The sequence below is a fragment of the Hyphomicrobiales bacterium genome (assembly GCA_016710435.1).
Lineage (GTDB): Bacteria > Pseudomonadota > Alphaproteobacteria > Rhizobiales > Aestuariivirgaceae > Aestuariivirga.
Genome location: JADJVV010000001.1, coordinates 1,466,033 through 1,485,485, shown reverse-complemented (window position 1 = coordinate 1,485,485; position 19,453 = coordinate 1,466,033). Strand labels below are relative to the sequence as shown.

At 64.4% G+C, this 19,453-nt stretch carries 21 protein-coding genes; 10 read left to right on the top strand and 11 right to left on the bottom strand.

Features of this window, described 5'->3' with window-relative positions:
* The first annotated feature begins 36 nt into the window (after positions 1-36).
* Both IPM06_07225 and IPM06_07220 read left to right on the top strand, forming a co-directional pair.
* Positions 37-843: a 4-hydroxy-tetrahydrodipicolinate reductase gene (locus IPM06_07225; GenBank protein ID MBK8770206.1), complete on the top strand. Its 807-nt coding sequence runs from the start codon at positions 37-39 to the stop codon at positions 841-843.
* A 1-nt stretch (position 844) separates the two neighbouring features.
* Positions 845-1,465 (top strand): 2,3-bisphosphoglycerate-dependent phosphoglycerate mutase, encoded by a 621-nt coding sequence (locus IPM06_07220; protein MBK8770205.1) that lies wholly within the window; start codon positions 845-847, stop codon positions 1,463-1,465.
* A gap of 2 nt (positions 1,466-1,467) precedes the next feature.
* On the opposite strand, the gene IPM06_07215 is transcribed toward IPM06_07220, so the two are convergent.
* Together IPM06_07215 and IPM06_07210 are read right to left on the bottom strand one after the other, a co-directional pair.
* Positions 1,468-2,331, bottom strand: coding sequence for a bifunctional helix-turn-helix domain-containing protein/methylated-DNA--[protein]-cysteine S-methyltransferase (locus IPM06_07215; GenBank protein MBK8770204.1), 864 nt, complete (start codon positions 2,329-2,331; stop codon positions 1,468-1,470).
* Positions 2,332-2,388: 57 nt separating this feature from the next.
* Complete coding sequence (locus IPM06_07210) at positions 2,389-2,850, bottom strand: DUF2244 domain-containing protein (protein MBK8770203.1); 462 nt, start codon at positions 2,848-2,850, stop codon at positions 2,389-2,391.
* A gap of 50 nt (positions 2,851-2,900) precedes the next feature.
* On the opposite strand from IPM06_07210, the gene nth reads away from it, so the two are divergent.
* Entirely contained in the window at positions 2,901-3,608 is a 708-nt protein-coding gene (gene nth / locus IPM06_07205; protein ID MBK8770202.1) for an endonuclease III, read from the top strand.
* On the opposite strand, the gene IPM06_07200 is transcribed toward nth, so the two are convergent.
* Positions 3,580-4,242: a sulfate transporter family protein gene (locus IPM06_07200; GenBank protein MBK8770201.1), complete on the bottom strand. Its 663-nt coding sequence runs from the start codon at positions 4,240-4,242 to the stop codon at positions 3,580-3,582. The two genes, nth and IPM06_07200, sit on opposite strands and share 29 nt — an antisense overlap.
* 162 nt (positions 4,243-4,404) lie before the next feature.
* Here IPM06_07200 and IPM06_07195 point away from each other — a divergent pair, with 162 nt between their 5' ends.
* The gene (locus IPM06_07195; GenBank protein MBK8770200.1) at positions 4,405-5,400 is read left to right on the top strand and encodes an adenosine kinase; all 996 of its coding nucleotides are present in this window, start codon (positions 4,405-4,407) and stop codon (positions 5,398-5,400) included.
* A 17-nt stretch (positions 5,401-5,417) separates the two neighbouring features.
* Here IPM06_07195 and IPM06_07190 read toward each other — a convergent pair whose 3' ends face one another.
* The 7 genes from IPM06_07190 to IPM06_07160 form a co-directional block, all read right to left on the bottom strand.
* Positions 5,418-6,380, bottom strand: a complete 963-nt coding sequence (locus IPM06_07190) for an HlyC/CorC family transporter (GenBank protein MBK8770199.1) — start codon at positions 6,378-6,380, stop codon at positions 5,418-5,420.
* Positions 6,377-6,835 (bottom strand): rRNA maturation RNase YbeY, encoded by a 459-nt coding sequence (ybeY, locus tag IPM06_07185; GenBank protein ID MBK8770198.1) that lies wholly within the window; start codon positions 6,833-6,835, stop codon positions 6,377-6,379. Before ybeY ends, IPM06_07190 begins: the two co-directional genes overlap by 4 nt.
* Entirely contained in the window at positions 6,832-7,851 is a 1,020-nt protein-coding gene (locus tag IPM06_07180) for a PhoH family protein (GenBank protein MBK8770197.1), read from the bottom strand. Before IPM06_07180 ends, ybeY begins: the two co-directional genes overlap by 4 nt.
* A 67-nt stretch (positions 7,852-7,918) precedes the next feature.
* Entirely contained in the window at positions 7,919-9,304 is a 1,386-nt protein-coding gene (gene miaB, locus IPM06_07175; protein ID MBK8770196.1) for a tRNA (N6-isopentenyl adenosine(37)-C2)-methylthiotransferase MiaB, read from the bottom strand.
* Between the two features lie 18 nt (positions 9,305-9,322).
* Entirely contained in the window at positions 9,323-10,114 is a 792-nt protein-coding gene (locus IPM06_07170) for a 1-acyl-sn-glycerol-3-phosphate acyltransferase (GenBank protein MBK8770195.1), read from the bottom strand.
* The gene (gene tsaB / locus IPM06_07165; protein ID MBK8770194.1) at positions 10,111-11,208 is read right to left on the bottom strand and encodes a tRNA (adenosine(37)-N6)-threonylcarbamoyltransferase complex dimerization subunit type 1 TsaB; all 1,098 of its coding nucleotides are present in this window, start codon (positions 11,206-11,208) and stop codon (positions 10,111-10,113) included. The genes IPM06_07170 and tsaB overlap by 4 nt, the downstream gene beginning before the upstream one ends.
* Positions 11,209-11,272: 64 nt before the next feature.
* Entirely contained in the window at positions 11,273-12,535 is a 1,263-nt protein-coding gene (locus IPM06_07160; protein MBK8770193.1) for an ROK family transcriptional regulator, read from the bottom strand.
* 287 nt (positions 12,536-12,822) lie between these two features.
* Here IPM06_07160 and IPM06_07155 point away from each other — a divergent pair, with 287 nt between their 5' ends.
* The 3 genes from IPM06_07155 (at position 12,823) to IPM06_07145 (ending at position 15,767) form a co-directional block, all read left to right on the top strand.
* Positions 12,823-13,794 (top strand): sugar ABC transporter substrate-binding protein, encoded by a 972-nt coding sequence (locus tag IPM06_07155; GenBank protein MBK8770192.1) that lies wholly within the window; start codon positions 12,823-12,825, stop codon positions 13,792-13,794.
* Between the two features lie 117 nt (positions 13,795-13,911).
* A complete protein-coding gene (locus tag IPM06_07150; GenBank protein ID MBK8770191.1) occupies positions 13,912-14,973 on the top strand; it encodes an ABC transporter permease in 1,062 nt (353 codons plus the stop codon).
* Positions 14,974-14,987: 14 nt separating this feature from the next.
* Positions 14,988-15,767, top strand: a complete 780-nt coding sequence (locus IPM06_07145; protein ID MBK8770190.1) for a sugar ABC transporter ATP-binding protein — start codon at positions 14,988-14,990, stop codon at positions 15,765-15,767.
* A 20-nt stretch (positions 15,768-15,787) separates the two neighbouring features.
* Here IPM06_07145 and IPM06_07140 read toward each other — a convergent pair whose 3' ends face one another.
* Positions 15,788-16,267 (bottom strand): pyridoxamine 5'-phosphate oxidase family protein, encoded by a 480-nt coding sequence (locus tag IPM06_07140; GenBank protein ID MBK8770189.1) that lies wholly within the window; start codon positions 16,265-16,267, stop codon positions 15,788-15,790.
* A 103-nt stretch (positions 16,268-16,370) separates the two neighbouring features.
* Between IPM06_07140 and IPM06_07135 the strand changes: the two genes are divergently transcribed.
* The 3 genes from IPM06_07135 to IPM06_07125 are packed head-to-tail and all read left to right on the top strand — an operon-like array spanning position 16,371 to position 19,407.
* Positions 16,371-17,069 carry a response regulator transcription factor gene (locus IPM06_07135; protein ID MBK8770188.1) on the top strand — a complete coding sequence of 233 codons (699 nt, stop codon included), beginning with the start codon at positions 16,371-16,373 and terminating at the stop codon, positions 17,067-17,069.
* Between the two features lie 32 nt (positions 17,070-17,101).
* Positions 17,102-18,910 carry a sensor histidine kinase gene (locus IPM06_07130; GenBank protein ID MBK8770187.1) on the top strand — a complete coding sequence of 603 codons (1,809 nt, stop codon included), beginning with the start codon at positions 17,102-17,104 and terminating at the stop codon, positions 18,908-18,910.
* Positions 18,907-19,407 carry a hypothetical protein gene (locus IPM06_07125; GenBank protein MBK8770186.1) on the top strand — a complete coding sequence of 167 codons (501 nt, stop codon included), beginning with the start codon at positions 18,907-18,909 and terminating at the stop codon, positions 19,405-19,407. Before IPM06_07130 ends, IPM06_07125 begins: the two co-directional genes overlap by 4 nt.
* Positions 19,408-19,453 lie beyond the last annotated feature (46 nt).

Below are 19,453 nucleotides of genomic sequence, written 5' to 3'. Positions count from 1 at the left end.
GTTTCCTCTGCCCGCGATTTTCGCTAAGGCGGCGGCATGACACTGAGACTTGCCATCGCCGGGGCCGGGGGCCGCATGGGCCGGGAACTCGCCCGCATCGTTCACGCCACGGAGGGCTGCACGCTTGCCGGTGGCCTCGAAGCCAAGGGTTCACCTGCCGTCGGCCACGACTACGGCGAGATGATCGGTCTTGGAAAACTGGGTGTCAGCATCAGCGATTCACCCGAAGCGGTGCTCGCGGCCTGTGACGGCATCATCGATTTCACCGTACCCAAGGCGACGCTGGCGCTGGTGCCGCTCACCGCGGCCCAGCAGAAGATTCACGTGATCGGCACAACCGGTATCGATGCCGCCGGTGATGACGCGATCCGCGCTGCTGCGGCGAAGACCTGCATCATCAAGACCGGCAATTTCTCGCTCGGCGTCAACCTGCTGGCGGCGCTGGTGAAGAAGGCGGCGGCGGCTTTGGGCGAAGACTTCGACATCGAGGTGCTGGAGATGCACCACCGCATGAAGATCGATGCGCCATCAGGCACGGCCCTCCTCCTCGGCAAGGCGGCCGCCGATGGCCGCGCGGTTTCGCTCAAGGAAAAATCCGTGCGCGTGCGTGATGGCCACACCGGGGCCCGCAATGCGGGCGACATCGGCTTTGCCACGTTGCGCGGCGGCACGGTGGTCGGTGATCATACCGTGATCTTCGCAGGCAACGGCGAGCGGCTGGAACTCCGCCACGTGGCCGAGAGCCGCGAACTGTTTGCCCGCGGCGCCGTGAAGGCGGCGCTGTGGGGCAAGGGCCAGACGCCCGGACTTTATTCAATGATGGATGTATTGGGATTGAACTGACATGAGTGGAACACTTGTGCTTGTCCGTCACGGGCAAAGCGATTGGAACCTGAAGAACCTCTTCACCGGCTGGAAGGACGTGCCGCTCACCGACAAAGGTGTGGCTGAAGCACGCGCCGCCGGGCAGCGCCTCAAGGCCAAGGGCCTGAAGTTCGACCTGTGCTTCACCTCGGCACTGTCGCGGGCGCAGAACACGCTCAAGCTGATCCTTGAGGAACTGGGCCAGACGGGCCTTCCTGAAACACGCGACCAGGCCCTGAACGAGCGTCACTACGGCGATCTCACCGGCCTCAACAAGGATGACGCGCGCAAGAAGTTCGGCGAGGAGCAGGTGCACATCTGGCGGCGCAGCTTCGACGTGCCGCCGCCCGGGGGTGAAAGCCTGAAGGACACGCTGGCCCGTTCGCTGCCTTACTACATGCACATGATCCAGCCCCATGTGCTGGACGGCAAGACGGTGCTCGTGGCCGCCCACGGCAACTCGCTGCGTTCGCTCATCATGGCGATCGAGGGATTGACGCCCGAACAGATCCTCAAGCGCGAACTCGAAACGGGCGTGCCGGTGGTCTACAAGCTCAAGGCCAACTCGCTGCCCGCCTCGATCGACGTGCTGCACGCGTAAGCTCAGCCCGCGATTTTTCCGGCTTCCCAACCGAGGATGGCGCGTTTTCGGGTGAGGCCCCAGTGATAGCCGGTGAGGTCGCCGGACTTTCCCAGCACACGGTGGCACGGCACCACGAAGGAGATGGGATTGCGCCCGACGGCGGCACCCACGGCGCGGGCGGCCTTGGGTGAGCCCACGGCTGCGGCAATATCGCCATAGGTGGTGGCCTTGCCAGTCGGGATTTTCAGCAGCGTTTCCCAGACGCGGATTTCAAAGTCGGTGCCGATCATGGTGACCCGCAAGGGCTGGCCGTCGCGCCACGCGCCGGGTGCAAAGATGCGCGCCGCATAGGGAGCCGTAGCGGCGGAATTCTCCGTGTACTGAGCATTGGGCCAGCGGCCAGTCATGTCTGCGAGCACGGTCTTCTCTTCGCCCCGGTCAGCAAAGGCCAGGCCGCAGAGGCCGAAGGGGGTTGCCATCACGAGCGCCAATCCGAAGGGTGAAGGGTGAAAGCCGTAGGCAATATCAAGGCCCGCGCCCTTTTCCTTGTAGGCACCGGGCGGCATGCCTTCGTGGGTCACAAAGAGGTCATGCAGGCGGCCCGGCCCGGAAAGGCCCACATCGAGGGCCGTATCAAGAATGCTGGCACGGTCCTGCAGCATGGCGCGGGCGTGGTCAAGCGTCAGCGCCTGCAGGAAGGCCTTCGGCGTGAGCCCGGCCCACCGGGTGAAGAGGCGCTGCAACCCGTCCGGCGACATGCGGGCGCGCGCGGCCAGCACATCGAGCGGTGGCTGGTCGCGCCAGTTTTCCGTGAGGAAGGCGAGAACGTCGCGGACGCGGGCGTAGTCGTCGAGTTGCGAGATGTGATCGTGTGTCATGGCCATCACGCTAGGCTCCGCTTGCCGGCACGGCCACCCGAAAACCGGAGCGCATCATCACCTTCAGATGGCGCGGCGCAGCGCCCGGGCCAGCGACAGCCGCTCGTCGGCCCCGAGAAAGCTCGCGATCTCGTGGGACTCGCCGTGCGAACGCAGGAACAACTTGCCGGTCAATTCGCGCGCCTCGTCCTGTTCCAGGTCCACCTTCACCCAGCGGCGGTTGAAGGTCACTTCGCTGGGCGCGCGCCCTTCGGCGAGGCGGTGGAGATGCAGCTTGCTGTCCTCGGCAATGATCCGCTCCGCGCAGGCGCTATCGGCGAAATTGCGCCGGAAGGCCCAGTACATGATCAGCACGTCCAGCCCGCAGAACCCCACCACCGGCCAGGCGCCGATGGCGAAGAACACGCTGCCGGCAATGAGGTTGAGGACGGCAATCAAGGCCATGACGGCAATGAAACCCTGCCGCGTGAGGGACCGGTGCGGCGTGAGAGTGATGCTCCAGTTGCGGTGATCACTGTTGCTCATGACTGTTGTTTACGCAAAAGAAGGACGGCAGACCAGCGGCAGACATTTCCATGGCAAAAAATCCTCCCGGCAAGACCACATCAGGCAAACCTGCCAAGGCCCGGCGGGTTCCGCGCCTTGCGCCGGAAAATGTGAAGGCCATGTTCTTTCGCTTCCACGCTGCCAATCCGGAACCCAAGGGAGAGCTGACCTCGCTCAATCCCTTCACCTTTCTGGTGGCTGTCGTCCTGTCGGCGCAAGCCACGGATGAGAGCGTGAACCGCGCCACGGGGCCGCTGTTCCAGGTGGCGGATACGCCGGAGAAAATGCTGGCGCTGGGCGAGGCCACGCTCACCGACTACATCAAGACCATCGGCCTGTTTCGCGGCAAGGCGAAGAACGTGATCGCACTTTCAAAGATGCTGGTGGAGCGGCATGGCTCGCAGGTGCCCCATGACCGCGCCGCGCTGGAGGCCCTGCCGGGTGTCGGCCGCAAGACCGCCAACGTGGTGCTCAACGCCGTCTTCGGCGAACCCACGATCGCTGTCGATACGCATCTGTTCCGGCTGGGCAACAGGCTCGGACTCGCAACTGGTGCCACGCCGCTGGAGGTGGAGGAGAAACTGCTGAAAACGGTGCCCGCGCCCTATCTCCAGCATGCGCACCACTGGCTGATCCTGCACGGGCGCTACGTCTGCAAGGCGCGCAAGCCGGAGTGCTGGCGCTGCCTCATTGCCGATCTCTGTCCGTTTACGCCGAAGACCCCCGCACCGACCTGAAGAGGTGCACGAAATAGGACGTGGCAAAGAGCGGCACGACGAGGTTCAGCACGGGCACAAGCGCCAGCAACGCCGGGATGAGCCCGGCCACGAACACATCCAGCGCGTGGGCCTTGCGAAATTCGCGGGCGTCATCCACCGCCATCACACGCATCGCCGCCATCTCGAAATATTCGCGGCTGAGCAGGTAGGCGTTCACCAGCACCAGCGCGATGGCACCAAAGCCCGTGAAGATGAGCGGCAAGGCGAGCACGTTCACCAGCAAGACGAGAAGACCGAACTGCACCGCAAGCAGGATGCTCTTCAACGCCGGTTGGGCCTTGCCGGGCGGGGCCAGCGGATAATGCTTGCGCTCAACCTTCTCCGCCACGGTATCGAGATAAAGGCCTGCGAACATGGCGGTCACGGGGGCCATGAGAAAGAAGAACGCCACCAGCAGGCCCAGCCCCGCGCCCAACGCCAGGATTGTTTCAAGCCAGGGCCAGGGCACGAAGGTCAGGAACCAGAACAGTGCCTCGACGCCGGCGAGGATCAGCACGAAGAGCAGCAGGGCAAGGCCGATCGCCTTCCACAGGATGCTGCGGAATTCCGGCGACGTCACATCGCCCAGGGCCCTGAATGCGGCTTTGATCATGGGGTCACACCTACAGCGTTTTGACGGATCGCAGAAACATCAAAATCGCCATGTGTTCCTGTTGTCGCGCAATTTTCCTGCACTCTCCGGATTCCGTCAAAGTCCGGGTTCATCTGGGGATTGCGGCTTGTTTGCGCAAGTGATCCGGGCTAGCGAGCGGACATGCATGACATTCGCTTCGACGTGTTGACCATCGGCAATGCCATCGTGGACGTGATCGCCCGCGTGGATGATGCCTTCATTGCCCGGGAAAAACTCGTGAAGGGCTCCATGAACCTGATCGATGAGTCGCGTGCCGAGCAGCTCTATGGCGTCATGGGTCCGGCCCGGGAAGTGTCGGGCGGGTCGGCTGGCAATACCGCGGCGGGCGTTGCCTCCTTCGGCGGACGCGCCGCCTATTTCGGCAAGGTGAAGAAGGACCAACTGGGTGACATCTACCGTCACGACATGCGGTCGCAAGGGGTGCAGTTCAACTCCGCTGCCGCTACGGAAGGTCCGGCCACGGCGCGTTCCTTCATTCTGGTGACACCTGATTCAGAGCGCACCATGAACACCTATCTCGGCGCCTGCGTGAACCTGACCACCGCCGACATCGACGAGGCCACCGTGCAGGGATCGCGTGTTACCTACATGGAAGGCTATCTCTACGATCGCCCGGAGGCCAAGGATGCCTTCCGCCGCGCCTCCGACATTGCCCGCGCCGCCAACCGTCTCACCTCGGTCACGTTGTCGGATTCATTCTGCGTGGAGCGGCACCGTGCCGACTTCCTGCATCTCATCCGTTCACGGATCGACATCGTCTTCGCCAACGAGACCGAGATCAAGTCGCTCTACCAGACGCAGAACTTCAACGGCGCGCTGGAAGCGATCCGCAAGGATTGCAGCGTCGCGGTGCTGACGCGCTCGGAAAAGGGCAGCGTCATCGTGCGCGGCGGGGAAACCGTCGAGGTGCCGGCGCGCGCCATCGACAGCGTGGTGGATGTGACGGGTGCCGGCGATCTCTATGCCGCAGGCTTTCTCTTCGGCTTCACCCGCGAGATGCCCCTGAAGCGCTGCGCCGAACTGGGCGGTCTCGCGGCAGCCGAGGTGATCTCCCATGTGGGCGCCAGGCCCGAGGTGAACCTCCGCGACTACGCCAAAGGTGCCGGGCTCCTGTAGTCAGCCGCCTGCTGCAATCAGTCCTTGTCGCCCGCCGTTTCATCGGCGGGCGTGGATGCGCCCGTGAGGTGGATTTTCACCTTCTTCACCCGGCGCGGATCACTGTCGATGATCTCGAACTCCATGCCCGACGCATGGGTGATGATCTCGCCCTTGGAGGGCACGCGACCCTTCATCTCAAAAATGAGTCCGCCCAGCGTGTCGGCCTCATCCTCCTCCTCCGCCGGAAGGAGATCGACCTTGAACATCTGATCGAGGGTGGAGATGGAGATGCGGGCATCGGCAATCCACGTGTCGGCGCCCTGCTTCTTGATCATCGCCACCTGGTCGTCATCGTCATGCTCATCGGCGATGTCGCCGACGATCGCTTCCACGAGGTCCTCGAAGGACACAAGCCCGTCGCTGCCGCCATATTCGTCGACGACAATCGCCATGTGGATGTGCGAGGTCTTCATCTTCACCAGCAGGTCGGAGGCCGGCATGGACGGCGGCACATAAAGCACATCGCGGAGCAGCGAGGGGTGGCCCTTGATCGGCGTCGCCAGTTCTTCGGACGGCAGCGACAGGCCGGATACCTTGCCCTTCACCTTCTTGGTGCGCCCCTTGTGGGAAAGCCAGTGCAGGTAGTCCTTCACGTGGATCATCCCCGTCACGTCATCCAGTGTCTCGCGGTAGATGGGCAGGCGGGAGTGGTTGGCGTCGGTGAACTTCTCCAGAAGTTCCCGCATGGTGCAGGTTTCTTCGAGCGCGGTGATGTCGGCGCGGGGCACCATCAGGTCATCGACGCGCAGGTTGGAAAAACCCAGGAGATTGCCCAGCATGGAACGGGCGTCCTCGGCCATGGCGCGGCCGCCGGAGTGTTCGGCATGGTTCTCGATGACCGTCTCAAGGCTTTCGCGCAGGTCGGCGGTGTGGAGGAAACGGCGCCGCAATTTCTGCAGGATGCCGGGTTTGGATTCGAATGGTTTGTCGTTCGTCATGATTCATATGGATCGGCGATGCCGAGACGGGCGAGGATCTTGCGTTCCTCGTTTTCCATGTCCTCGGCTTCGCCATCGGTTTCGTGATCATAGCCCAAAAGATGAAGCGTGCCATGCACGATCAGATGGGTGGTGTGGTCGGCCAGGGGCTTGCCTTGTTCCGCGGCCTCGCGGCTCACGGTCTCGCAGGCCAGCGCAATATCGCCGAGCGGCGTTGCCTCGCCCTCCGGCACGGGCATGGCGGGTGCCGGGAAGGACAGCACGTTGGTGGGCTTGTCCTTGCCGCGCCAGTCGCGGTTCAACACCTGCATCTCCGCATCGGAGGTGAAGAGCAGGGTCACGGCTCCGGTTTCGCCGCGGTCTTCAAGGGCCGCCGCAACGGCGCGTTCCGCCAGAGCAGCAAGGCCCGGGAGCGCTTCCCAGGCCTCGTGTTCAATTTCGATGGAGAGGGTCATTTCGCCGGCCGGGGACTCCGCGCCTTCTGGGCGGCCTTGTCGTAGGCGCCGACGATGCGGCCCACCAGCTGGTGGCGGACGATGTCGCTGGTCTTGAATTCCACCTGCGAGATGCCCTTCACGCCCTTGAGCACGCCCAGCGCGTCGGCCAGGCCGGAGGTGGCGTTGTTGGGCAGGTCCACCTGCGTCGGATCGCCCGTCACCACCATGCGGCTGCCTTCGCCCAGGCGGGTGAGGAACATCTTCATCTGCTGCGGCGTGGTGTTCTGCGCTTCGTCGAGAATGATGAAGGCGGACGACAGCGTGCGGCCGCGCATGAAGGCCAGGGGGGCGATCTCGATCTGGTTTTCGGCAAGGCCCTTGGCGACCAGCGCCTGGGGCATCATGTCGTAGAGCGCATCGTAGAGCGGGCGGAGATAGGGATCGACCTTTTCCTTCATGTCGCCGGGGAGAAAGCCCAGGCGTTCGCCCGCTTCGACGGCGGGACGCGACAACACGATGCGGTCCACCTCGCCATTCATCAGCGCTTCCGCCGCGCAGGCAACCGCGAGATAGGTCTTGCCGGTGCCGGCGGGGCCGATGCCGAAGACGAGTTCGTTCTTGCGGATGGCGTTGATGTATTCACCCTGCGTCGGGGTGCGGGCGATCACGGCCTTGCGGCGGGTGCGGACAGCGCCTTCCGTCACGTCCTTCTCGGACTGGGCCTTGGCCATGCGGACTGCACCATCCACTTCGCCGCGCGTGATCTCCTGTCCGCGCGTGGCGCGGCCGTAAAGGGCGAGCAGCACGGCGCGGGCGTTTTCGACATTGGCCGCCTCGCCACGGATGGCCACGCGGTTGCCGCGGGGCGTGATGGCGACCGCAAGGCGGTGTTCGATCAGGGCGAGATGTTCATCGTGCTCACCGAACAGCACGGACAACAGCCGGTTGTCCTCGAAGGTGAGCGTGAAGGTCTTGTCGTCGGGCGGATGACCGTGAGGCGAGGTTTGAGTCGAAGGCGTCGCTTGGCTGCGCATGGGATGAAGGGCGCTGATCGTCTGGCTCAAAGGTCTCTGTCTCCATTCCTCTCGAGGGGTCCGGGAATCACGCAAGGACACCGGCATATTGGCCCGAAAGGCTGTTCGGGCCAACACCCAGTATTTGCGTCTCCACAATGTTGCCGATGTGGGGTCCGTCCGGCGGAATGTCCATATGGACACTTTGCAGATAGGGCGACCGGCCAATCACCTGGCCTTCGTTCCGGCCCGGCTTTTCAATCAGAACGGGCAGGCGGCGGCCCACGCAGGCGGCATTGAAGGACTTCTGCTGGCTGGCGATCAGGGCCTGCAGGCGGTGCAGGCGGTCCAGCTTCACGTCTTCATCCACCTGGTCGTCGCGCTCGGCGGCAGGTGTGCCGGGGCGCGGGGAATACTTGAAGGTATAGGCCGAGGCGTAGCCGACGCTCTCGACCAGCGCGAGCGTTTCGCCGAACTCCGCTTCCGTCTCGCCCGGGAAACCGACGATGAAGTCACCGGAGAGGGCGATGTCGGGTCTTGCGGCGCGGACGCGCGCCACCAAGTCCACATAGCTCCCGGCAGTGTGGCCGCGGTTCATGGCCTTGAGGATGCGGTTGCTGCCAGCCTGCACGGGAAGATGCAAATAGGGCATGAGCTTCTGGTTTTCGGCATGGGCAGCAATGAGGTCGTCGGTCATGTCACGGGGATGGCTGGTCGTGTACCTGATGCGTTCAATGCCCGGTATTGACGAAAGTTCCGTGACAAGGCTTGCGAGGCTGGCGAGGCCCTTGCCCTCAGGCCCGCGATAGGCATTGACGTTCTGGCCGAGCAGCGTCACCTCGCGCACGCCCTTGGCGGCGAGATCGCGCGCTTCCGCCAGCACCTGCTGCAGGGGCCGCGAGAATTCGGAACCGCGCGTATAGGGCACCACACAGAAACTGCAGAACTTGTCGCAACCCTCCTGCACGGTGAGGAAGGCCGCCACGCCTGCGCCCGTTGCAGCGCGTGAGGCGAGCGCGCCGAATTTCTCTTCCGCCGGGAATTCCGTCTCCACCACCGTGCGGCCCGTGGCGCGGTGGCGCGCCAGATAATCGGGCAGGCGATGGAACGTCTGCGGCCCGAAGACCAGATCAACGCCCTTGGCGCGCCGGGCGATCTCCTCGCCTTCGGCCTGCGCCACGCAGCCCGCCACGGCAATCACCATGTCCTTGCCTGCATCGGCGCGCGCCCGCTTCATGGCGCGCACCTTGCCCAGTTCGGAATAGACCTTTTCCGCCGCCTTCTCGCGGATGTGGCAGGTGTTGAGGATGACGAGGTCCGCTTCTTCCGGGGCTGTTGCAGCCACGTAGCCCTCGCCCGTCAGGATCGCTTCCATGCGGGTCGAGTCGTAGACGTTCATCTGGCAGCCATAGGTGCGGATGAAGACCTTCTTTTCAGCCGTCACGGGTGGGGCCGCGCCGGGGGTCTGGGGCATATCGTTCATGGGCGGGAATTAGCCGTTTTTGACCGGCCCGTGAAGCGCGTCCACCAGACCGTGGCGGATGGTGCGCTCGGCATGGGCGGCGAGGCGTTTCCTGTCCCTGGCATGGGCCATGGTTTCGGGCTCATGGAATATGACCTCCACCGTGAGCGGCCCTTCGGCAACAGCGTTCCACAGATGCGGCGGCAGGTCCATGTCGCCATACCAGGCATAGCGGGGCACCTCGCGCTGCAACAGCGGAAGCCCCCAGCGCGCGGTGTAGGCCAGCGTCACGGGGATCACGGGAATGTCGGGATCATGGACGGCGGCGAAATAGGAGGAGCGGAACGGCAATATCTCGCGTCCCGTGTGCGAGGTTCCCTCAGGGAAAAGCACGATCATGCCGCCTTCCTTCAGGCGCTCGCTGATCTCGTCGCGCTCCTTGCCGGTGGAGTGGCGGCGTTCGCGGTCGATGTAGACAGTGCGTTGCAGTCGCGACAGCGTTCCGAAGAAGGGCCATTTCGCCACCTCCTTCTTGGCGACGAAACTCACCGGTGCCGCCGCCGAGAGCACGATGATGTCGAGCCAGGAAACATGGTTGGCCACGATGAAGGCCGGACCGCCTGCGGGCCTCTGCCCGGAGATGACGATCCTGATGCCAAGGAGGCGGGCGACGTTGCGGTGATACCAGTGGGGAAAGCGGGCGGCGGCGGCGGGCCAGGCCCAGAGCAGCAGTTGCTGCACCGGCATCAGGGGCAGTGTGAAGGCGGCGAACCCGAACAGCAGCAGGGCCGGCCGGATATGACGCAACGTATCGCCGCTCATGGCGTCCGCGTCATCAGAATGGCATCGCAGGGTGTTGCGTGGTGGCGGGCATAGTAGCCCTTGCGCCGTCCCGTCTCGCGAAAGCCGTGGCTGCCGTAGAGGGCGATGGCCGCTCCGTTGTCGGCGGCGACCTCCAGATGCCAGGCCAGAACATTCTGTGCACGGAGCATCTCCAGCGCGGCCTCCAGCAGCTTTCCGGCCAGGGCGCGGCGGCGCCAATGGGGGGCGGTGCAGAGCGTCAGGATCTCGGCTTCGCCTGCAACACTGCGCAACACGAGGAAGGCACGCGGTGCTCCATCGCGTTCCGCCAGAACGGCCGTGACGCCGGGACTGGAGAGTGTTTCGCCAAGGCTCCCGTCGCTCCAGCCGGCCTCGAAGCACATGCGGTGCAGGCGGGCCAGTGCGGGAATGTCGGCGAGCGTGGCGAGGCGGATTGTCTCCGCCGCAAAGGCCGGCTGTGGCCTGGCGTCCGGTTCGCGGAGATAGAGCGGCTGCGGAAGTGCATCCGTTGCGGGACGTGTTGCGGCAAGACGGGCAAAGCCGGACGCGGCAGGAAGGTCAAAGCCCGTGAGGCGCCTGAGCACCGTTGGCGCCAGGGCCACAATGTCATCTGCGCCTGTGCCGATCACGGAGGGCGTGCCATTCTCCGCCAGGGCCAGAACGGCATCCTGTCCATCAAACAGCAGCGGGCCTGTGACGCCGTTCACGAGCCGGGCGGCATAGAATTGTCCGGTGGCGCCCGCCTTGTGCACCACCAGGAGATCAGGCTCCGCCGCCAGCAGCGGCGCTGCCGTGGCGGTCAGTGTGTCGATCCCCACGGCGGGGCAATGAAGGGCCGTCGCCATGCCATGCGCGAGCGAGAGGCCGATGCGCAATCCCGTGAAGGTGCCGGGTCCTGTCGTCACGGCGATGCAGGTGACATCGTGCGGTAACAGTCCCGCCGCCGCCAGCACGCGCTGGACCATGGGGGCGATTGCCTCGGCATGGCCCTTGTCCATCGCCTGCTGTTCAGCCGCCAGGATGCGGTCTTCCGCCGGGCTGTAGAGAGCCGCGGAGCAGGAGGCGAGAGCCGTATCGATGGCAAGGAGGATCATGCTCGCAGGCGTTAAGCCGATGGCGGGGCGGGCTGCAAGGGCGGCGTGCGCGCCGTGGATCCGTTCAGGCCGCATCCTTGAAGAGCACGTCGCGGTCGGCCATGAAATTCGCGAAAAGCGGCAGGCTGGCAGCGCCCATGGCACGGGCATCAATGCCGATGGCGCCCTCCTCGATGGCAAAGGGCGTGATGCCATCCTTGTTGACGAGCCGGGCCTCGGCCCGCGTTGCCTCCACCAGCCGCTGGCGCACGGCAGGCGGTACGGCTCCGTCAATGATGATGGCGGGGCAATCGACGACGCTCGCAATGCTGGCCACGGCGGAGGCGAGACCCCTCGCGGCGTGGGAAATCCAGGCGGTCATCTCGGGTTCGGCCTCGGACCAGTCTTCGCCACGGCGCCACATGAGGGCCGGCGATTTTCCCGCCGCATGGAGAGCGCGTTCCAGCACATAGAGCGAGGCGAAGTGGATGAGCTGCTCGCTGCCGCCGCCGGGCCGGGGCACGGGCAGTGATCCGAAGGCCGCGGCATTGCCGGTTGGGCCTTGATAAAGCTGACCGTTGATGACGAGTCCGCCCCCAGCGAAATAGCCGACGTAGAGATAGGCGAAGTCGCGGTACCTGCGGCCGGTGCCGTGCAGAAGTTCCGCTGCGCAGGCCGCGGTCGCATCGTTGCAGGAGATGACCGGCCAGTCGCAGAGCTTCATGACCTCGTTGGTGAGATTGAAGTCCTTCCAGGCTTCCATCACGTCATGGGGCGCGCCGATTTCCTCTTCCCACTTCCACAATTCGAAAGGGGCGGCGATGCCCAGCCCCGCCACACGGCGCATCTGCTCACGGCCCAGCTTGGCCGCGATCTCCTTCAATCCCTTGCGAGCGAATCCCAGGAAGTCTTCCGGCGTCGGAAAATGATAGGGCATGTGCACCTCGTGGCGCTTGCGCCCCGCGAGGTCGATGAGCACCAGGTCGCCGGAGCGGCGGCCCACCTTGAGACCGAGCGAAAAGGCACCATCGGGATTGAGCGAGTAAGGCTGCGAGGGCTGGCCCACGCGGCCTTTCACGGAGGCTCCCTTGCGCACGAGATTGTCGCGTTCGAGGCCGCGCACGATCACCGAAACGGTTTGTGCGGAGAGGCCCGTGAGGCGCGCAATCTCGGCCTTCGACAGGCTGCCATGGGTGCGGATGAGGGAGAGGGCCAGCCGCTCGTGATAGATGCGCACGCCGGTCTGGGTGGTGCCGCGCCCTGCCCGTCCGGCATCGGCCACGCCTTCGGAATCCTCCGCCTGGGGGCGCAGGCGTTCAGCCTTGGCGATGTCGGCCGGCAATGCCATGTCCCGTCCCTGCCTCATTGATTGAATTCATGCGAAGGGCGCAGACTTTGCCGTGCCGTATGCAAAGTCAATAAATAAATCACTCTGATTTACTTATTGACAGTCCGCGGATTTCGATTCCATGATTGATGCCGTGCAAGTCCAGGCTGGATTTCGAAAACGGGTCCGGCAATGCTGGTTTTGCGCGAAATCACGACGTTCGCCCGCACGCTTGCGGGTCATCATGGGAGGTATTGAACGTGAAATCATTTCTCAAGACTGCACTGCTGAGCGCGGGCCTTCTGGCCATGGCTTCGTCGGCACAGGCCGCCGGCGTCGGCGCCTGCCTGATCACCAAGACGGACACCAACCCCTTCTTCGTGAAGATGAAGGAAGGCGCGCTTGCCAAGGCCGCCGAACTGGGCGTCGATCTCAAGACCTATGCCGGCAAGGTTGACGGTGATCATGACAGCCAGGTGGCTGCCATCGAGTCCTGCATCGCCGACGGTGCCAAGGGCATCCTCATTGCCGCCTCCGACACCAAGGCCATCGTGGACTCGGTGAAGAAGGCCCAGGCCGCAGGCCTCGTGGTCATCGCCCTCGACACGCCGCTCGATCCGGCAGACGCTGCTGACGCGACCTTCGCCACCGACAACCTGGAAGCCGGCAAGCTGATCGGCGCCTGGGCTGCCGCCACGCTCGGCGACAAGGCCAAGGATGCGGTCATCGGCTTCCTCGACCTCACGCCGTCGCAGCCGACGGTCGACGTTCTCCGCGACCAGGGCTTCATGATGGGCTTCGGCATCGACACCAAGGATGCCAACAAGATCGGTGACGAAGACGATGCCCGCATCGCCGGCCATGACGTCACCAACGGCAACGAAGAAGGCGGCCGCAAGGCCATGGAAAACCTTCTCCAGAAGAACCCCAACATCAACGTGATCCACACGATCAACGAGCCGGCTGCTGTCGGCGCCTATCAGGCGCTCAAGGCCGTGGGCAAGGAAAAGGACGTGCTGATCGTCTCGGTTGACGGCGGCTGCCCCGGCGTCAAGTCGGTTGCGGAAGGCGTGATCGGCGCCACCTCGCAGCAGTATCCGCTGATGATGGCGGCCTATGGCGTGGAAGCGATCAAGAAGTGGGCCGACTCGGGCGAGAAGCCCAAGCCCACGGAAGGCAAGAGCTTCTTCGACACGGGCGTGAACCTCGTGACCGACAAGCCGGCCAATGGCGTCAAGTCCATCGACACCAAGGAAGGCACGGCGAAGTGCTGGGGTTGATCCCCGCCGCATTTCGTTCAATGATCTGACCAGAGAGAGGGGCGGCTCACGAGCCGCCCTTCCACTATCGGGAGTGCGAATGCACCCCAACACACAAGGGAAGGGAGGGCTGTGCAAATGAGTCAGGCGCAGGAGTTCGAGAAGGTTCTGGACAAGAGCGACACAAGCGTCGCCTCTTTTGATGAACACGCCGGCGGCCTTCGCCGCATGCAGCACTTCCTCCATGGCAGCCCTGCCGCCGTCCCGCTGATCGTCCTGATCGGCCTCATCCTGTTCTTCGGCATCGCCATCGGCGGAAAATTCTTCTCCGCCTTCACGCTCACGCTCATCCTCCAGCAGGTGGCTGTGGTCGGCATCCTCGCCGCCGCGCAGACGCTGGTCATCCTCACCGCCGGCATCGACCTTTCGATCGGCGTCATCATGGTGTTCAGCTTCGTGCTGATGGGCAACGGCGTCATCGCCTATGGTCTCCCCGGCCCCATCGCCCTGCTGCTGGGCTTCGCGATTGCCGGCCTGTGCGGCGTCGCCAACGGCTTCCTCGTCAGCCGCGTGAAGCTGCCGCCGTTCATCGTGACGCTCGGCACGTGGAACATCATCATGGCGGCGTGCCTCATCTATTCCGCCAACGAGACCTTGCGCGAAGCCGACGTGACGGCCGCAACCTCCTGGCTGCATTTCTTCGGCACCAGCTTCAAGATCGGCTCGGCGGCCATCACACTCGGCGTGCTGCTGATGATCGCGATCTATTTCGTGCTCTGGTACGTGCTGAACTACACGGCCTGGGGCCGTCATCTCTATGCGGTGGGCGATGATCCCGATGCCGCGCAACTATCCGGTATCCGCGTCGACCGCGTGCTGCTCTCGACCTATGGGCTTGCCGGCATCATCGCGGCCATCGCGGCCTGGGTCTCGATCGGGCGCAACGGCTCGATCTCGCCTTCCACGGTCGTCACCGACTACAACCTGCAGGCCATCACTGCTGCCGTGATCGGTGGCATCTCGCTCTTCGGCGGACGCGGCTCCATCCTCGGCACCTTGTTCGGCGCCGTGATCGTGGGCGTGATGAGCATGGGCCTCAACATGATGAACGCCGATCCGCAATGGAAAGTGCTGCTCACCGGTGCGCTCATCATCGGCGCCGTGACAGTCGACCAGTGGATCCGCAAGGTTTCGGGCTGAAGGAGAACATGACCATGAGCAAGGAACCCATTCTCCAGGCCCGCAAGCTGGTGAAGCGCTATGGCCGCGTCACCGCCCTCGACAATGCCGATTTCGACCTCTACCCCGGCGAGATCCTCGCCGTGATCGGCGACAACGGCGCGGGCAAGTCCACCCTCATCAAGGCGCTGTGCGGCGCGGTCACGCCGGATGAAGGCGAGATCACGCTGGAAGGCAAGCCCGTGCACTTCTCCGATCCGATGAAGGCGCGCGATGCCGGCATCGAAACGGTCTACCAGAACCTCGCGCTGTCGCCGGCACTCTCGATCGGCGACAACATGTTCCTCGGCCGGGAAATCCGCAAACCCGGCGCCCTGGGATCGCTGCTGCGCATGCTCGACCGCAAGGCCATGGAAAAGATCGCGCGGCAGAAATTGTCCGAGCTCGGCCTGATGACCATCCAGAACATTTCTCAGGCGGTGGAAACGCTCTCGGGCGGACAGCGTCAGGGCGTGGCCGTGGCGCGGGCCGCGGCCTTCGGTTCCAAGGTCGTGATCATGGACGAACCGACGGCGGCGCTTGGCGTCAAGGAATCGCGGCGCGTGCTGGAACTCATCCTCGACGTGAAGAAGCGCGGCCTCCCCATCGTGCTCATCTCGCACAACATGCCACATGTGTTCGAAGTGTCGGACCGCATCCACATCCACCGCCTCGGGCGGCGGCTGTGCACCATCAATCCGAAGGACTTCACCATGTCGGATGCGGTGGCCTTCATGACCGGCGCCAAGACACCCCCCGCCGAGATGATGGGCTGACGGTTGCAGCCGGTTCTGGTTCAGGCCGCGGCGAGATCCTTGAAGCGCACGTCATAGGCGCGGCCGAAGCCCGCGACGATGTGGGCTGTTTCCGCTTCCAGACACCAATAGGCGAAGTCGCCAAAGCCCGCATAAAGCTCCGCATAGGGATGGCGCGCCAGGAACGCCTTCGCCGCCACTTCCCTCCCGGCGTCAGGCACCTTCACGAAACTGCCCGAGAGGGTGACGCGCATCGCCGTCTGTGGATCGCCCTCGGGAAAGTTCTCGTGCAGCATCAGGCTGGCGCGCGCATCGGCCTGAAGGCAGCGGGTGTGCAGCGACAACGCCGAGATGAGGATCAAGGGCCGCAATCCTCCATCCACGGCTGTGTTGACCATGGTGACGAGGGGTGCGCCGCCGGCGTCCAGCACCGCCAGTGCCGCCGTTCCACCCGCCTGAAAGAGGCGTTTGGCCGCTTCCATGGCGTCGCGCTTGGGGGATTTCGGCTCGCTTTGGGGCATCTCGGGCCTCGCAATCACAGGGAGAAGGTCCTATATCAGATGCCACATTTTGTTCCACTTTCATACCTATGCGACAGGAGGAAACGAAAGGATGAACAAGAAGATGCCGACGATTGCCCTGGTCGATGATGACCGCAACATCCTCACGTCCGTGGGCATGACCATGGAGGCGGAAGGTTATTCCGTCCAGAAATACAACGACGGTGCCGCAGCGCTGCAAGGCCTGCAGGACAATCCGCCGGATGTCGCGATCTTCGACATCAAGATGCCGCGCATGGACGGCATGGAACTGCTTCGCCGCATCCGCCAGAAGACCGACCTTCCCGTCATCTTCCTCACCTCCAAGGACGATGAGATCGACGAACTCTTCGGATTGAAGATGGGTGCCGACGACTTCATCAAGAAGCCCTTCTCGCAGCGTCTTCTGGTGGAGCGCGTGAAGGCCGTCCTGCGCCGCGCCGGCGCGCGCGATGGTGTGGTGATGCCGCAGGAAGCCAACAAGGTGATCGAGCGCGGCAAGCTCGCCATGGATCCCGACCGCCATTCCTGCACCTGGGACGGACGCCCGGTGACGCTCACCGTCACCGAATTCCTCATCCTCCAGTCGCTGGCCCAGCGCCCCGGCATCGTGAAGAGCCGCGATGCCCTGATGGATGCCGCCTATGATGACCAGGTCTATGTGGACGACCGCACCATCGACAGCCACATCAAGCGCCTGCGCAAGAAGTTCAACCAGGTCGACGAGGCCTTCGATGGCATCGAGACGCTGTATGGCGTCGGCTACCGCTTCAAGGAGCAGTGATCCGGCCGCTGTGACCGGCCACAGGCCACCCCATGCTGGACAAGCCCAAGGACATCGAGACTGAGCGTGCCGATGCGGACGAGACGCTGGAAAGCGACCACGCCGCAGCCGCAGCCGTGCGGCCGCCGCTGCTTTCGCGCCTTGCACCGTCCAGCCTTTCGGCGCGTATTGCCCTCATCAACATCCTGGGCCTGCTCGTCCTCGCCATCGGCATCCTCTACTTCAACCAGTTCCGCCAGGGGCTGATCGATGCGCGGGTGCAAAGCCTCACCACGCAGGCGCAGATCATCGCGGGTGCGATCGCGGGTTCTGCGTCCGCCGACACCGGCAACATCGTCATCAATCCTGATTCCCTCGATGACTTCTCGGAGAACGCCCAGAGCGACATCGATCCGGTGGAGGGGCTCGATTTTCCAATCGATCCGGAAAAGGCGGGACCTGTATTGCGGCGCCTCCTCGCCAACACCAACAACCGGGCGCGCATCATCGATACCGGCGGCAACCTGATCGTGGACAGCCGCTTTCTCCTGGGTGGCGGCGATCTCATCGAATCGGAGACGCCCAGTACCACACCGCCCCCCAACGCCATCGCCCGCTGGTGGAACAGCCTGTTCGACTGGATCTTCGGTTACGACTATCCGGTGCACCAGGAATACAACGTGGATGGCAACAAGGATGCGCCCGAGGTGGCCGCGGCTCTCAACGGCGCATCGGTGAGCATCGTCCGCCTCAATGAGCGCGGCGAGATCATCGTGCTGGTGTCCGTTCCGGTGCAGCGCTTCCGCGCCGTGCTGGGGGCGCTGGTGCTGTCCAACAAGGGTGGCGAGATCGACAACGTGGTCTGGGCCGAGCGCCGCATCGTGCTTTTGACCTTCGGTTTTGCGACACTGGTGGCACTGCTTCTTTCGGTGGCGCTTGCCTCCACCATCGCCAAGCCGATCCGCCTGCTCTCGGCGGCGGCGCAGAAGGTGCGGCGCGGCGTCAACACACGCGTCGAGATCCCGGACTTCACCCGGCGGCGGGACGAGATCGGCCATCTCTCCGGTTCGCTCCGCGACATGACGGGCGCACTCTACAAGCGCATCGATGCGATCGAGGCCTTTGCCGCCGATGTGAGCCACGAACTGAAGAACCCGCTGACCTCGCTGCGGAGCGCCGTCGAGACCCTGGGCTACGTCAAGACCGACGAGCAGCGCCAGCGCCTGTTCGACATCGTCAAGCATGACGTGAAGCGCATGGACCGGCTCATCACCGATATTTCCGATGCCTCGCGGCTGGATGCGGAATTGTCGCGGAGCGAGTCGGCTCCGGTTGACGTGGCAAAACTTCTCGGCGCCATCGTGTTGCTTTCCAATGAAACCGCCAAGGCGGATGATGCCGAGACGCTGCTACACGTGCAGCCGCCAGGCCCCGGCCAGACGCAGGACACCGCCTACCGCATTCTGGGGCAGGACTCGCGGCTCTCGCAGGTGTTCCGCAATCTCATCGACAACGCCCGCTCCTTCACAGCACCGCAAACAAAGATCCTCGTGCGGCTGCGGCGCGTCAGCGGCGACCTCGAAGTGCGTGTCGAAGACTCCGGCCCCGGCATCCGCCCCGAAAATCTGGAGCGGGTGTTCGAACGCTTCTACACCGACCGTCCCGAACAGAGCTTCGGCAAGAACTCCGGGCTTGGCCTCGCCATCTCGCGGCAGATCGTGGACGCCCACAAGGGCCGCATCTGGGCCGAGAACCGCGAGGGCCGCGCCGGACCGGACGGCACGCGGCCCATCCTGGGTGCGCGCTTCATCGTGCGCATTCCCCTGCTTGCGGCGGACTGGGCGCCGCCCTCTCGCGCATGACGCCCTTCAACATCCATGGCACCACGGTGGCCTTCACCGATGCGGCGGGGGGCCGGCATGGCGTCCTCATCCGCGGGCGGCCGGGGAGCGGAAAGTCGGAACTGGCGCTGCGTCTCATTGACGCCGAGGGCTTCGGCGCGGGCGACCGGCCCTTGCGGGCCCAACTCGTCTCCGACGACCAGACCCTGCTGGTGCGCGGCGGGGCGGTTCTCATTGCCTCCCCTCCCGCGGCGCTGGCGGGACTGATCGAATTGCGCGGACAGGGCATCCTCCACATGCCGCACCTGCCATCGGTGGAACTGCGGCTGGTGGTGGACCTCCGGGAGGCGCACGAAATCGAACGCCTGCCGGAGCAGCGGCTCCTCACCACGGAAATCGCGGGCCTCAGCCTGCCCCGCATCGTCCTCGACCAGGCCCAGCCCGTGGGCCCCGCCATCATCCGCACGATCCTCACAGCCCGACTGTGGGCATTGCCGGATGGGGGGCATTCAGCGTAAAGAGCGGCACTTTCTCGCGGTTTCCAGGCGGAGCAGTATGATTCAC